The 13,311-nt window shown below is 41.0% G+C and carries 11 protein-coding genes and 1 other RNA gene; 10 read left to right on the top strand and 2 right to left on the bottom strand.

Going from position 1 to position 13,311, the window contains the following annotated elements; genetic code table 11:
* The first annotated feature begins 9 nt into the window (after positions 1-9).
* From accA to L0Z67_RS11210, 3 genes are all read left to right on the top strand, one after another.
* Positions 10-966, top strand: a complete 957-nt coding sequence (accA, locus tag L0Z67_RS11220) for an acetyl-CoA carboxylase carboxyl transferase subunit alpha (RefSeq protein ID WP_054553102.1) — start codon at positions 10-12, stop codon at positions 964-966.
* Positions 967-1,057: 91 nt separating this feature from the next.
* A complete protein-coding gene (gene tilS, locus L0Z67_RS11215) occupies positions 1,058-2,365 on the top strand; it encodes a tRNA lysidine(34) synthetase TilS (protein ID WP_405128042.1) in 1,308 nt (435 codons plus the stop codon).
* Positions 2,362-2,706: a hypothetical protein gene (locus L0Z67_RS11210; RefSeq protein ID WP_405128041.1), complete on the top strand. Its 345-nt coding sequence runs from the start codon at positions 2,362-2,364 to the stop codon at positions 2,704-2,706. Before tilS ends, L0Z67_RS11210 begins: the two co-directional genes overlap by 4 nt.
* Positions 2,707-2,732: 26 nt before the next feature.
* On the opposite strand, the gene L0Z67_RS11205 is transcribed toward L0Z67_RS11210, so the two are convergent.
* The gene (locus L0Z67_RS11205; protein WP_062569895.1) at positions 2,733-3,629 is read right to left on the bottom strand and encodes a GGDEF domain-containing protein; all 897 of its coding nucleotides are present in this window, start codon (positions 3,627-3,629) and stop codon (positions 2,733-2,735) included.
* A gap of 138 nt (positions 3,630-3,767) precedes the next feature.
* Between L0Z67_RS11205 and L0Z67_RS11200 the strand changes: the two genes are divergently transcribed.
* Positions 3,768-5,741, top strand: a complete 1,974-nt coding sequence (locus L0Z67_RS11200; protein ID WP_062569896.1) for a monovalent cation:proton antiporter family protein — start codon at positions 3,768-3,770, stop codon at positions 5,739-5,741.
* On the opposite strand, the gene L0Z67_RS11195 is transcribed toward L0Z67_RS11200, so the two are convergent.
* Positions 5,742-6,887, bottom strand: a complete 1,146-nt coding sequence (locus L0Z67_RS11195) for a patatin-like phospholipase family protein (RefSeq protein WP_062569897.1) — start codon at positions 6,885-6,887, stop codon at positions 5,742-5,744. It lies immediately after the preceding gene.
* A 133-nt stretch (positions 6,888-7,020) separates the two neighbouring features.
* On the opposite strand from L0Z67_RS11195, the gene L0Z67_RS11190 reads away from it, so the two are divergent.
* From L0Z67_RS11190 to L0Z67_RS11165, 6 genes are all read left to right on the top strand, one after another.
* Positions 7,021-7,893 carry a DUF3014 domain-containing protein gene (locus tag L0Z67_RS11190; RefSeq protein WP_062569898.1) on the top strand — a complete coding sequence of 291 codons (873 nt, stop codon included), beginning with the start codon at positions 7,021-7,023 and terminating at the stop codon, positions 7,891-7,893.
* Between the two features lie 136 nt (positions 7,894-8,029).
* An RNA gene (gene ffs, locus L0Z67_RS11185) (signal recognition particle sRNA small type) lies at positions 8,030-8,126 on the top strand.
* A gap of 807 nt (positions 8,127-8,933) precedes the next feature.
* Positions 8,934-11,087, top strand: coding sequence for a TonB-dependent siderophore receptor (locus L0Z67_RS11180; RefSeq protein WP_405128040.1), 2,154 nt, complete (start codon positions 8,934-8,936; stop codon positions 11,085-11,087).
* A gap of 244 nt (positions 11,088-11,331) precedes the next feature.
* Positions 11,332-11,931, top strand: coding sequence for an HDOD domain-containing protein (locus L0Z67_RS11175; protein ID WP_405128039.1), 600 nt, complete (start codon positions 11,332-11,334; stop codon positions 11,929-11,931).
* Positions 11,906-12,178, top strand: coding sequence for a hypothetical protein (locus L0Z67_RS11170; RefSeq protein ID WP_405128038.1), 273 nt, complete (start codon positions 11,906-11,908; stop codon positions 12,176-12,178). The genes L0Z67_RS11175 and L0Z67_RS11170 overlap by 26 nt, the downstream gene beginning before the upstream one ends.
* A 378-nt stretch (positions 12,179-12,556) precedes the next feature.
* Positions 12,557-13,309 carry a hypothetical protein gene (locus L0Z67_RS11165; RefSeq protein ID WP_405128037.1) on the top strand — a complete coding sequence of 251 codons (753 nt, stop codon included), beginning with the start codon at positions 12,557-12,559 and terminating at the stop codon, positions 13,307-13,309.
* Positions 13,310-13,311: the final 2 nt, after the last annotated feature.

The raw sequence follows: 13,311 nt of genomic DNA, 5'->3' as shown, positions 1-13,311 counted from the left end.
GTTTAGAGCATGAGCCTCAATTATCTTGATTTTGAGCTTCCAATCGCAGAATTAGAAGCAAAAATTGAAGAATTACAAAATGTAAGCCGCGCTGGCGAATTAGACCTTGGATTAGAAGAGGAAGTCAGTCGATTAAAAGAGAAAAGCGCTGAAATGAAAGAGAAAATTTTCTCTGAATTAGGTGCTTGGCAGGTTTCTCAGTTAGCCCGTCATCCGTTGCGTCCTTATACTCGTGATTACATCGAGCGCATTTTCACGGAATTTGACGAACTAGCAGGCGACCGTACTTTTGCTAACGACCCTGCTATTTTAGGTGGTGTTGCACGCTTTGAAGGTCAACCAGTTATGGTTATTGGCCAGCAAAAAGGGCGTGACACGGCTGAAAAAATCAAACGCAACTTTGGTATGCCAAAGCCTGAAGGTTACCGTAAAGCACTGCGCTTAATGGAAATGGCTGAGCGTTTCAAAATGCCAATCATGACTTTTATCGACACCCCTGGTGCGTACCCAGGAGTTGGTGCTGAAGAGCGTGGTCAAAGTGAAGCGATTGCACGTAACCTAAAAGTAATGGCGGCGTTAAAAGTACCAACCATCTGTACCGTAATCGGTGAAGGTGGTTCAGGTGGCGCATTAGCCATTGGTGTGGGCGACCGTGTAAACATGCTGCAATACAGTACTTACTCTGTAATTTCACCAGAAGGTTGTGCATCAATCCTTTGGAAAAGCGCAGATAAAGCACCATTAGCTGCAGAAGCAATGGGTGTAACTGCTGCACGTGTTAAAGAGCTTGATTTAATCAACAACGTTATTGATGAGCCACTAGGTGGCGCACATCGTAATTACGATGCGATGGCACGTAACCTTAAAAACCAACTTAAGCGTGACCTTGCTGACCTACAAGGCCTTTCACTTGATGAAATGCTTGATCAGCGTTACAAACGTTTAATGTCGTTTGGTTATTGCTAAACACAGCTTATAATCGAAAAAGCCGCTTTTTGCGGCTTTTTTTGTTTTATAATGCCTGTAACTACTAAGCTTGTATATTGATTGGTTTTTAATGCAAACATCAGATTTACATCATCATTTTTTAGCTCAATTACAGCCTTTACTGAATAATCAGCAAAGGCGCTTTAGTGTGGCTTTATCAGGTGGTGTTGATTCGGTTGTGTTATTACATTTAATGACGACTGTGCGAAAGCAGTATCCTGAACTTGAAATCGAAGCGGTGTATGTCAATCATGGCTTGAGTCAACATGCTGGTGAGTGGCAAAGGTTTTGCCAATCGCTATGTGAAGAGCTTGATGTAGCATTTAAAGCGGTGCACGTTGAAATTGTTAAGCGTTCACGCACCTCACTTGAAGCACAAGCCCGAGAGGCAAGATACCAAGCACTTGATGAAAACTGTTTAGCAGGCAGTGTGTTACTGCTTGGTCAGCATTTAAATGATCAGCTTGAAACCTTTTTGTTGCGACTAAAACGTGGCTCAGGCTTGCAAGGCTTAGCATCGATGCAACAGCTGCGATTACTCGCGTCAGAACGGGTATGTTTTAGACCACTCATTAATATTACTCGTGAGCAAATTGAACAGTTTGCCGATGAATTTGCCATTACTCATATCACCGATGATTCAAATAGCGATGAGCGTTTTGATCGTAACTTTTTACGTCATCAAGTGATGCCGTTATTAACGATGCGCTTTCAAGGCTTTGAAAAAAGTGCAGCGCGTAGTATTCGGTTGCTACAGAAGCAACAGTCGCTACTCGATGAATACACTCAAAGTGACTTAGAACAGTGTCAAAATCTGCGCGGGGGCTTAAGTTGTGAGTCTGTTGCAAAGTTTAGTGAAGCTCGTCAAGCCAACCTTGTGCGTGCGTGGCTTAATCAATTTACTCATCAATTGCCTTCTGAAAATCAGCTGCGGCAAATTATTGAACAAGGCTTAACAGCAAAAGCTGATGCACAATTAAAAATTAGTTTACAAAGCGGTGATGTGCGTCGTCACCAGCAGCATTGGTATTTTGTGAAGGAGCAGGCAATACCAGAGGCGATGGAAATTGCTTTGCAGAGTATTGAACTGACAGATGGCCGAAAGCTAACAGTGAAATTGGGCAAGGGTATTAGAAAACCAAAGCCGAATGAGCAAGTAAGGGTTGAATTTAATAAGCCACAAGCGCAAATAAAGCCTTTGCATAAACCAGGTTCAAATACCTTAAAGCATTGGTTTAAAGATGCCAAAGTAGCTCCTTGGTTACGTGCGCAAGTGCCGCTTATTTACTATAACGATGAGCTAGTGCAGGTGGTTGGCTATTTTGTTAGTGCCCAGCACAGTGCTGATGATGGAATTTTTTGGGAGATAGATGTATGAGTGAACAACCACATGCTGGTTTATCACTAGTTAACAAGGCACCGCTTGGATTTGTGTTGTCGGTGTTAGTTGCAGTAATTGCGAGTTTTGTTTTCACACAGTTGACTTTAAATACGCTCTTTTATGCGCTAGTGGGCGGAGTCGTGTGCTCGTTGTTGTTATTAGCTTATTGGTCAGGTAAAAGCGGTATTTTCTTTATTTTCGGCGTGCTTACACCACTGGCGTTAGTAGTGATATCGCCCCTTGCCACGATGGCTGCATTACTTTATTTATTGAGTGGTTTCTTCTCTGGCTTTTGGTTGCTATTACTGGGCTATAAGCTGATGGTTAAAAAAGCCTAACGGGGGATGTTAGGCTTTCTTTTTAATTAGTAGGCTCTGGCACAATTTCTGCCTGCTGCTTTCGCCTTATAAAGACCTTTGTCAGCACGGGCAAATACTTCATTTTCGCAATCTTGGTTATTAGCAAGTGTAAAACCTATGCTAGATGTAACCTTGTATTGTGCCATTAAATCAGACTGAGCAACTAAGTGCATAATGCGATCGGCAATGACTTTGTTGGTTGTAAACTCAGGGTCATCGATAAGCAAAGCAAACTCATCACCACCAAAACGAAAGATTGAATCAGTGCCGCGTACACTTTTGCCCAGCACTTTAGAAAACTCTTGCAGTACATCATCGCCAATTTTGTGACCAAAATTATCGTTAACTTGTTTGAAGTTATCTAAATCCAGCAACATCAAGCTAAATGGGCGGTGCTGCCTGCGACAGCGCTCAAGCCTTTGTGCCAAGCTGTCATTAAATTGACTGCGATTATTGAGACCGGTTAAGGCATCTTTAGTTGCAAGTCGTAATACACGGTTATACATAACCGCATTACGTAATGGGTAAATAAGTGCGCCGTGCAGCTGTTGTAGTTTGCTTTTTATAGCTTGTCCCATAGGAAACTTACTAAAGTATATTAGCTGGCCAAGGCGCTCATTTTCGATATCTAAATCAAATGAATAAGGCGTCTGACTGGTATCGCTTTCTGCACTTTGGCAAACACCAAGGGAAGACTGAAATTGCAAACCTGATAAATTGATTAACTGTTTAGCATGCTCAGCAAAAATTGTAAGAATTTCCTCAATTGATAACGTTGTCTGTAATTTCGCTACAAGGCTATGCGCATTGTTTAATTCATTATTTCGGTAATATTCTGCCGAAAATGGCATGAATTCGCCACGTGCAGACACTCGCTGCGTCAAAATATGGACATTTTCCACGATAATTCTCCCCCCGGAGTGTTTAGATACTGTGAGTAAGCGAGATTTGTGCCATTTTTTTAAACTGGCTGAAAAACAAATGGTTGCTATATTTAAAGAAAGATATAGCTGGTCATCAAGTTGAAAGGAGTTTATTGCTTGCAAAACGTACTGATTCAAGTGTTTGGCTTGCTTGTTGCTGCCGTTGTGTTCGTTTGGTTCTTCAAACGAATTGGTTTACCTCCTATTCTTGCCTACTTGGCAACGGGCGTGTTGGCGGGCAGTCACGGTATTGGCTGGATGGCACAAAGTCATGAAATGCACTTTGTCGCAGAACTCGGTATTGTATTTTTGCTCTTTAGCCTTGGGCTTGAGTTTTCGATTCCACGCTTGATGGCAATGCGCAATATCGTATTTGGGCTGGGATCATTGCAAGTCGTTGTCACTAGCATTGTCTTTATCATTATTTTGCTATTGCTTGAGCATAGCCTGTTAAACAGCTTTACGATTGCAACACTTATGGCGCTATCTTCTACAGCCGTTGTGGTTAAGCTGTTAAAGGAGTCTGGTGAGCTGAATCAACGACGCGGTCAGCTGGCTGTGGGTGTATTACTGTTTCAAGATATTGCCGTTGTGCCGTTGTTAATTGTTTACCCGCTTTTAGCGCAAAGTGGCTCAGATGCCATTGCCGGCGCACTGGCTTTTGCATTAACTAAAGGGGCATTTGTATGCGCTTTATTGTGGGCAATTGGGAAATGGATCTTACCTAAGGTATTCAGTGAGATAGCACTGGTTCGTACCGATGAGTTATTTGTTTTAACAACCTTATTGGTCGCGCTATTTGCAGCTGGCCTTACGTATTTATTTGGCCTTTCTATGGCACTGGGTGCATTTTTAGCAGGGATGATGCTAGGCGAGAGCCAGTATCGTCATCAATTAGAAGCTGATATTAGACCGTTTCGCGATATTTTAATGGGGCTATTTTTTGTTACGGTCGGCATGCAGCTTGATGTGTTATATGTGCTAAATAGTTGGTATTGGATTTTAGCCGTATTAGTTGGGCTGCTCTTTTTTAAAATTGCCGTATTAGCAATTTCAGCGCAAGTGATTGGTGAGCGTAAACAAGATGCCGTGGCTGCTGGTATTATGCTATGGCAAATGGGGGAGTTTGGTTTTGTATTAATCGCACTGGCATCGCAGCATTTGCTGATCAGCACAGAGCAAGCATCATTTCTTATTGCCGTGGGCGTCTTATCAATGGCACTCACTCCTTATTTGATAGAGAAAACTCCCGTACTTTTAAAGCGCTTTGGTTTACTTTCCCATGCAGGTCAGTACTGGCAACAGCCTGCAACAAGTAGTCCCCTTTATCATAATCATGTGGTGATTTGTGGTTTTTCGCGTGTAGGGCAAACTGTTGCTCGCTTTCTTAAGCCTGAGGCCATTGAGTACGTGGCTATTGAAAGTAACCCTATTTTATTGCAAGAAGCAAAAGCTGCGGGTGAACCGATTATTTTTGGTCATGTAAAACAAAAAGATATTTTAAAATCAGCAGGGGTAGAGCGAGCACGGCTTGTTATTATTACATTCGCAGACTTTGAACAAACGCAAGTCGTTGTTGATGCTATAAAACAAATAGCGCCCAAAGTAAAAATTTTAGTCCGAATGCGAGATGATTCTGAGCTGGAAACACTCAAAGAGTTAGGCGTTACAGAAGTTGTGCCAGAGACCCTAGAAGCGAGTTTAATGCTAGTCTCGCATGTGCTTTATATGTCTGGTGTACCCATGACACGAATTATTCGCAGAGTGAGTAAAGAGCGCCGTAACCGCTATCAATTTTTAAATGGCTTTTTTACAGGGGATAAGCTTGATAGCGAAGAAACCAGTTCTGATCGATTAGAATATTTACATGTTATTGCATTGCCTGAATATGCGTTTGCTGTGAATCAAAAAATCAGTGAGCTAAAGCTTGAACAGCGCCGAGTATCGGTTAGAGCGCTGCGCCGACAAGACAGGGAAATAGAAGCCCCATCATCGCAAACAGTATTAATGGCTGGCGATATTCTTGTTTTACAAGGTAAACCGCGTCGAGTAGAGCGTGTAGAGCATTACTTACTCGACGGAACAGAGTAATCAGTCAAGCTCTAGGAATTTACGAATTTCGGGTAGTTTATTGAGCCCGTCTTGGTAACCTATTTCAATCAGCTTTTGGGTATAGCGTTTTTCGAACAGTAAGTAACTGGTTAAACTCGATTGTGAGCGTTTTTTTACACCTATCATACGCAGTAGCACTTTAATCGCGATTGGCATATCGTCATAAAATTGTGCTGCAATCATATTAAAATTTTGTGAGGGGTTAATTATACACGTATCAATCTGTTTAAGTTCTTGATGTTTGTCACGCGCAGGTAACAAGCCAAGTGTTCTGTTTATGCGTTCTAATCGCTCTAAATCAGATTGCAGCGTGTCGGTAAAAACACTATCAAGCAGGTGACCTGCAATATTTGAAAGCCCAGGGTAATGGGGTTGATACCCAGGTGGATGCATTTCTTTAGGTTCATCAACACCAATAATAAAGATTTTTTCAGCGCCTAAATGCACAGAAGGGCTCAATGGTGACAACTGATGTATAGACCCATCGCCAAAATAATGGTTATGTACATTAACACTTGGAAACACCATGGGAATAGCACTTGATGCCATTAAATGTTCTACATTAATACGCGCTGCTTGACCTTCGCGTTTCGCCCGTTGCCATGGTTTTTGCGTAAGCGATTGAAAAAAAGCCACAGAATCACCGGTTGTGTAACTTGACGCAGTAATAGACACAGCATCTAGGTAGTTTTTATGTAGGTTACGTTCTATGCGTGATAAATCTAAAATCTCGTTGAGGAGTTTTCTCAGCGGTTTATTATTTAGCAAGCTTGCTGGTGGGTGATTAATGTGTTCAGACTGGAAGCTCGTTAAAATATTGCGTGTTAGATGTAAAAAAACGCTTAAAAAATCACTTTTGTACACTTGAGAGGTGGAAAAGTTTTTCCAGACCCATTCGAGCTTTTTACTCGCCAAATGGGCGCACGACGCATAACATGCAAGTGCGGCGGAATTAATTGCCCCCGCTGATGTCCCATTAATAATAGTAAAAGGTAATGGGGCAGTGCGAGGCATACTTTGTGTTATTGCTTTCAACACGCCGACTTGATAAGCGGCACGCGCGCCACCACCTGTTAATAATAAGGCGATTTTAGAGTGCTGTGTTTTTTTTAACTTACTGCTCATAGTTGCATTTAAATTGTTGTGCGTCTTTACTTTATTTATCAACTGTAAGTCTTTAAGCTAGAAGAAGCAAAGTTTACCTAATTGCTCACGTTATTTTGTCGAGTTTTATGTCTGTTTTTTTAAAGGAGTCTGTATGTCAGAGCATTCGTCAGAGACCGAAGTACAAAAGCGTCCAGTTAATAACAACCTTATTTTTGGTGTTGTTATTTTAATTATTGTTGCCTGTGTTGCCGCGTATATTTTACTCCAACCAGACGATAAGCCGACGCAAACCGTAGAGGATATTGTAACTGAAGAAGTACCTATGGCGGAGTTTCAAGAGCCCGAACCAGAGCCTGAACCCGAACCAGTTGCAGAGCCAGAACCAGAGCCCGTTGTTGTTGAGCAGCCTGTAGCACGTGAAGAAGAGCCAGTGCCAGAGGTAGAACCATTACCTACATTAAACGAAAGCGATGAGGTGGTTGTTGCTCGCATGGACGAAGTACTGAGCGATCAGGTTATGAGTTTAATGGTGACCGATGACCTTATTCGTCGCGGTGTAGTGTATGTAGATAACATTGCAAAAGGCAAAGTAGCAGCTAGCCATGCACCTGTTGAACGTCCAAAAGAGTCATTTAAAGTTATTGAAGGTGATATTTTAACGATTGATCCGAACAGTTACGAGCGTTACACCCCTTATGTGAAACTATTTACTAGTTTAAGTGCTGCTCAGGCTATTCGCATTTATGATGAATATAAACCACTGATAAACGAAGCATACGCTGAGATTGGCTACGAAGGCGATGCCTTTAATCAAACTCTTGAAGAAGCGATTGACGTTTTACTTGATACACCAGAACCAAAAGGTGACATGCCATTAGTGCGCAACTCAGTGACTTATCAATATGCTTATTCAGAGTGGGAAAACCTCCCACAAGCACAAAAGCAGCTTTTACGTATGGGCCCTGAAAATATGAAAAAGGTAAAAGCGGCATTACGTAACATAAAAGCTGAACTAGAAAAGTAAGCTTTTAAACCATTAAATACAGTGCGATTGTACAGCAAGTATGCAATCGCACTTTCTTTTTCGAATACCCCTTGAATAACAGGCCAAAACTAGAGATAATCCCTCCCGCGCCAAACAAGGCCCTCAATGGTAGTCTTATTGGTCCTCTCGCAACACTAGCAGGTGAACCTGGTCAGGCCCGGAAGGGAGCAGCCACAGCGTGTGACGTGTGTGCCGAGATGTGGCTGGTAAGACTGCCACCCAAATTCTTTTTGGGTTGTCGTTTGAAGTATAAGATGACATTTCTTCCAAAAGACAAATCAACCTATTTCCACTCAAAGCTAAACACTCTCTTATAAACCTTCCATAAATCTGTAAGCTAAGAATAGATCTACTTGTTTAATCAGCTTTTTATGTGCATGAAAATGCCAAGCTTACTCTGTGTTAATTACTGCGGTGCAGTATCAATAAGAAAAAGTTTCTTGGGTGATTAAAATGACGATATCATTAAAATTTTAAACGGCACTTTTCAAAGCATATGGCGAGAAAAATATTCCGAACTATGTAACTCACCCAAGGTATGGCAGTGCTCCATTGGTTTCCAAAGATGAAGTGCCAGCATGCACAATAGACAGTGCACACTGCACTAGATGTGTTGAATGCAGAAAAAAAGATCAAGGCACTCGCCTTATGCACAAACGATATCAAGAACTTATCGTTTTAAAGGAGCGAACGAATCCACAGAGTAAAGAACTCAAGCAAATAGCAATAAAGCTTTATAAATTGGGGTATATACGAAATCCAAATAAGCTGAATATTGACATCGGAATCTAACGAGTTAAGTCACTAATTTGTCGTCTAGACCTAAGAGGTATGGAATTGAAAGTGGTGAGTTACCGCTAAACTCAATATTTTCAAATTAATAGAATTAGCTTTTTAAATTAGCATTAGGGTGGATAGTTATTATTTAGTGTGAATTGTACTATATTAACATTAAATGTAATGCAAATAGGAATTGTTCGTGATAGCATCTTTGTGCTATTTCAATAACAAGGGTTATTATGAATTTTTCTCTACTTCCTACAGCCACAGCGGTGAGCTTAGCGCTTCTGTCAAACAGTGCTTTTGCAGCAGAACAAACTAATAAAAAAGACACAGACCCCATAGAAAAAATTACTGTAAATGGTAAGTACATCGTTAACGAAAATATCGATACAGCGACAGGCCTTGGTTTATCTATTCGTGAGACTCCACAGTCTGTAACGGTCTTTACTGTTGAGCGTATTCGAGATCAAGATTTAGACACGATTATTGACGCAGTTGATAATACGGTTGGTTTGTCATCTTCAAAAATGGATAACGTTCGTAACACCATGCAATCACGCGGGTTTAATGTGTCTAACTATCAAATTGATGGTGTGCCTTTATCATGGAGTTTGGCAGGGGATTCTGGTGAAACGTCAGCGGATGTTGCGATTTATGAACGAGTAGAGTTTGTACGAGGCGCCACGGGTTTATTAACAGGGGCGGGCGACCCATCTGCATCAATTAATCTTGTTCGCAAACGCGCGCGTAACACCGACTTAACTGGTTATGTTGATGCTTCAATAGGAAGTTGGAATAAAAAAGAGTTAACCCTTGATATCGCGAATGGCTTAAATGATAGCGGTACAGTGCGCGGTCGGGTGATTGCAAAAGTGGTTGATAGTGAATCATATATCGACTTATACGAAGAGAATAAAAATATCTTCTACGGTGTATTAGAGACTGACCTAACACCTGATACTACCCTGCGTGTAGGGGCGAGTTACCAGAACAGTGATCCGCATGGTCCTGTGTGGGGCGCTTTACCTGCATACTATACAGACGGCACAGCAGCTGAGTGGGATGATTCTAAAACCACGGCCCTTGACTGGACTCGTTGGGAAACAACGCACAAAAACTATTTTGCAACCGTTGAGCATTTATTTTCGAATGGTTGGCAGTTAACAGCAAATTATAATCACTCAAAATATGATAAAGAAAGCCGCTTATTTTATGTTTCTGGTGCATTAGATAAAGAAACAGGGGCAGGCTTAACAGGGCAACGTTATTTTGCGTTTGGCTCAACAGAGCAAGACAGTGTCGATGTGCAGCTTAAAGGTCAATACACTTTGTTTGAACAGAGTCATGACTTTGTGGTGGGTGCGCTTTACTCTAAGCAAACAGGTGAAACAAGTACTCGCGATCCCGATCCTATCATTGGTGGTAGCGCATGGGATGCGGTCCCTATTGATAACTTTTTTGATTTCCAAGGGGATGATATTGTAGAACCTAATTGGACTGAAGAAGTGACACTACAAGATGATAACGACACAGTACAAAAAGGCTTTTACGCAGCTACCCGAGTTTCGTTAACTGATGCGTTTAAAGTGATTGCTGGTGGGCGTGTTTCGTCATGGGAGCGAGAGCGTTACTATTATGGCGATCAACAAGATTACGGCGATTCAGGTGTTTTTGTGCCTTACTTTGGCGCACTCTTTGATCTAAATGATCAGCACCGCATGTATGCCAGCTACACAGAAATTTTTCGTCCGCAAAATAGCTTAGATGCGAACGGGGAGTATTTAGATCCTGTTGATGGTAAAGCAAGTGAAATTGGCTTAAAGAGTGCTTATTTTGATGAGCGTTTGCAAACATCTTTGGCTATTTTTGATATTCAACAAGACAATTTAGCCACAGAAGACCCCAACTTTGTGCCAACAGCTGAACAAATGTCAGCATATTATGGCGCTGAAGGAACACAAAGTCGCGGCTTTGAGTTTGAAGTGATGGGGGAGCCTGTGGATGGTTGGAATATCTCTGCCGGCTACTCACAGTTTAAAGCTGAGGATGCCGATAACAACAAGGTAAATACAGATTCACCACGTAAGCAATTTAAGTTATTTACGACCTACCAATTTGTAAAACAATTACCAGCGCTTACAGTTGGTGGTGGTGTTAACTGGCAAAGCAAGTCATATGCGCAAGGCACAACACGTAATGTAGAACAAGATGCTTATACAATTGTAAACTTGATGGCACGTTATAATATTAATGAATCAATGGATTTACAGTTAAACGTTAATAATCTATTCGATAAGAAATACTATAACTACATGACAGCAGGCTACTATGACCTTTACCGCTATGGTGCGCCACGTAATGCATCACTGAGCTTCAGCTATAACTTTTAATTGATTGCTCGGGATAGGCTCATATCGAGTTGCAACTAAAGGTGCATTTGCACCTTTAGTTTTATGGTTATCAGGGCTTCTTCGTTATTCTAGCTTTAAACAGCGACGAGCTGTTTCATTTTATGACAACTCATTTCCTTCTTTAATCTTATTGATCTTAAATAATACCCTTTTAAATAAACTGGCTTACTCTGTTGCCAAATTAAGTAACGAGCTACTCGCTTGTTTGAGGGATTTTAGATAAATGATTACGTTAGATGAGCAGCGTTTAACATCGTTAAAACGTGGTTTTCATATACCACCTAAGCCTGAACTGCTCGATGAAATTGCAAGTGAAATGGAATTAGACGATGCTTGCTTAGATAGAATTGCCAGCATGATCTCTAAAGATATTAGCCTCTCTGCTTTATTATTAAAAACCATCAACAGCCCTTTTTTTGGCTTACAAAGAACGATCAGTAATATAAAACAAGCGGCTATGTTTTTGGGTTTAGAGCAACTAAATCGCTTAGTTACACTCGCATTACTCAAGAACAACTTTGTTGGTGATGCCTGCATCAGTTTAGAGCGATTCTGGGATGAGTCTGTTGAAGTGGCAAACGCTTGTGTTTGGCTTGGGCACAGTTACAAGTCGCTGATGCCAGTTGATGAGCTATACTCGTTAGGTCTTTTCCACAATGTTGGCATTGCAGCAATGGCCCTAAAATACCGTGACTATATTGACGTATTACAACACGCAAATCATGCAAAAGAGCAAGTAATAACCGAGCTTGAACAAGCTCGTTATCAGTGCGACCATGCTGTTATAGGTTATTTTATTGCCACATCAGTGGCACTTACCTAAGCCGTTATGTAATGTTATTTTGAACCATCATAATAGTCATTTTTTACAGCTAAGTGATAATGACCACCAGCGAATGGCCTTTGCTATTTTAAAATGTGCAGAAAGCATGATTGACTATGCCAGACACAGGCAACATTCAAGCGAGTGGCTAAAAATTAAAGAGCAGTGCTTTATCGAGTTAGGAGTTATTGAGCAGGAATACGCTGATCTTCTAGAAGATTACCTCGACAATTCAATGGCGAGTTAAAGTTAATAAAAACCTTCGATAAGCAAGCGGGTGGTGTTAATTCACTGCTCGCTTTTTTATCTAAGTTCACGAGCTTCGGTAAGTGCTCATTAGTACGTAGGTTTTATCTTGAAACCGTGAGTAAATTGAACCTTAAAATAGATATAAAAGCAGTTTGATAAACTGTAGTCGCGACTTTACGTCGCGTTATTTATATGAAACTAATGACGTGTGGTTCAACGCAAATTATGAAGCAAGTACATAACCATCTCTAATAGAAAATAGCGTGTTTATATCGATCTTTAGAGCTCAATTTTTACAAAAATTTAAATAGGTAAAGATATGCGCATTACACATATATTTGTTACGCTTCACTCAGTCTATTAAATAGGTATTAAAGTGAAAGTAATTAAATATTTACTGGTATTGTTTTTTAGCAGTATTTTCTCGATTTCAGCTTTTGCCGCAACAAAGCACATAAATATCGTCAAACCTGTGGTTGCGGCGTTTAAGGCAGGTGATAAAGCCGCCATTGCTGGGCGAGTGCATTACCCGTTAAAGCGTAAAGCGCCGCTGCAAGCAATTGAAAATGAGCAAATGTTTATAGAAAACTTTGAGCAAATTTTTGATAAAGAATTTATTGAACAAATAGCTAGCTCAAACATTCGCTATGACTGGGAAATGATGGGTTGGCGCGGCATTATGTTTGATTCAGGCAAATTGTGGTTAGACTTTGATGGCTCTATTTGGGCTGTGCCTTATGAATCAGAGGCTGAAAAAGCACGACGCGAAGCGCTGATTGACGAGCAAAAACAAGCATTACACAAAAGCCTTCGTGAATTTACAAAGCCGATACTAACGTGGCAAACAAAAAAGCATTTAATTCGTATCGATGAACTGGCTGATAATCAGTACCGTTATGCCGCATGGGAAATTGATCAATCTATGCAAGATGAGCCAAGCCTTGTGATCACAGGGGGCACATTGAGTTTTGATGGCAGTGGGGGCAATCATTTTTATACCTTTACTAATAACGGTTATCGTTATGTATGTCATGTAATAGTGCTGGGTACTGAACAGTCACCACCAGGGCTTTTAGAGGTATTTAAAAATAACGTACAGATATTATCTGAGCCTGTTTTAAGTTTGTAAGG

It is taken from the genome of Pseudoalteromonas sp. PB2-1, assembly GCF_045040605.1.
Taxonomy (GTDB): domain Bacteria; phylum Pseudomonadota; class Gammaproteobacteria; order Enterobacterales; family Alteromonadaceae; genus Pseudoalteromonas; species Pseudoalteromonas arabiensis.
The sequence above is the reverse complement of the archived record's forward strand: the minus strand, read 5'-3'. Positions and strand labels throughout refer to the sequence as shown.

What these genes read in the sequence shown, in the direction of transcription:
- tilS (WP_405128042.1), top strand. Translation starts at nt 1,058, where the DNA reads ATGCAAACATCAGATTTACATCATCATTTTTTAGCTCAATTACAGCCT.
- L0Z67_RS11210 (WP_405128041.1), top strand. Translation starts at nt 2,362, where the DNA reads ATGAGTGAACAACCACATGCTGGTTTATCACTAGTTAACAAGGCACCG.
- L0Z67_RS11190 (WP_062569898.1), top strand. Translation starts at nt 7,021, where the DNA reads ATGTCAGAGCATTCGTCAGAGACCGAAGTACAAAAGCGTCCAGTTAAT.
- L0Z67_RS11175 (WP_405128039.1), top strand. Translation starts at nt 11,332, where the DNA reads ATGATTACGTTAGATGAGCAGCGTTTAACATCGTTAAAACGTGGTTTT.
- L0Z67_RS11195 (WP_062569897.1), bottom strand. Translation starts at nt 6,887, where the DNA reads ATGAGCAGTAAGTTAAAAAAAACACAGCACTCTAAAATCGCCTTATTA.
- L0Z67_RS11180 (WP_405128040.1), top strand. Translation starts at nt 8,934, where the DNA reads ATGAATTTTTCTCTACTTCCTACAGCCACAGCGGTGAGCTTAGCGCTT.
- accA (WP_054553102.1), top strand. Translation starts at nt 10, where the DNA reads ATGAGCCTCAATTATCTTGATTTTGAGCTTCCAATCGCAGAATTAGAA.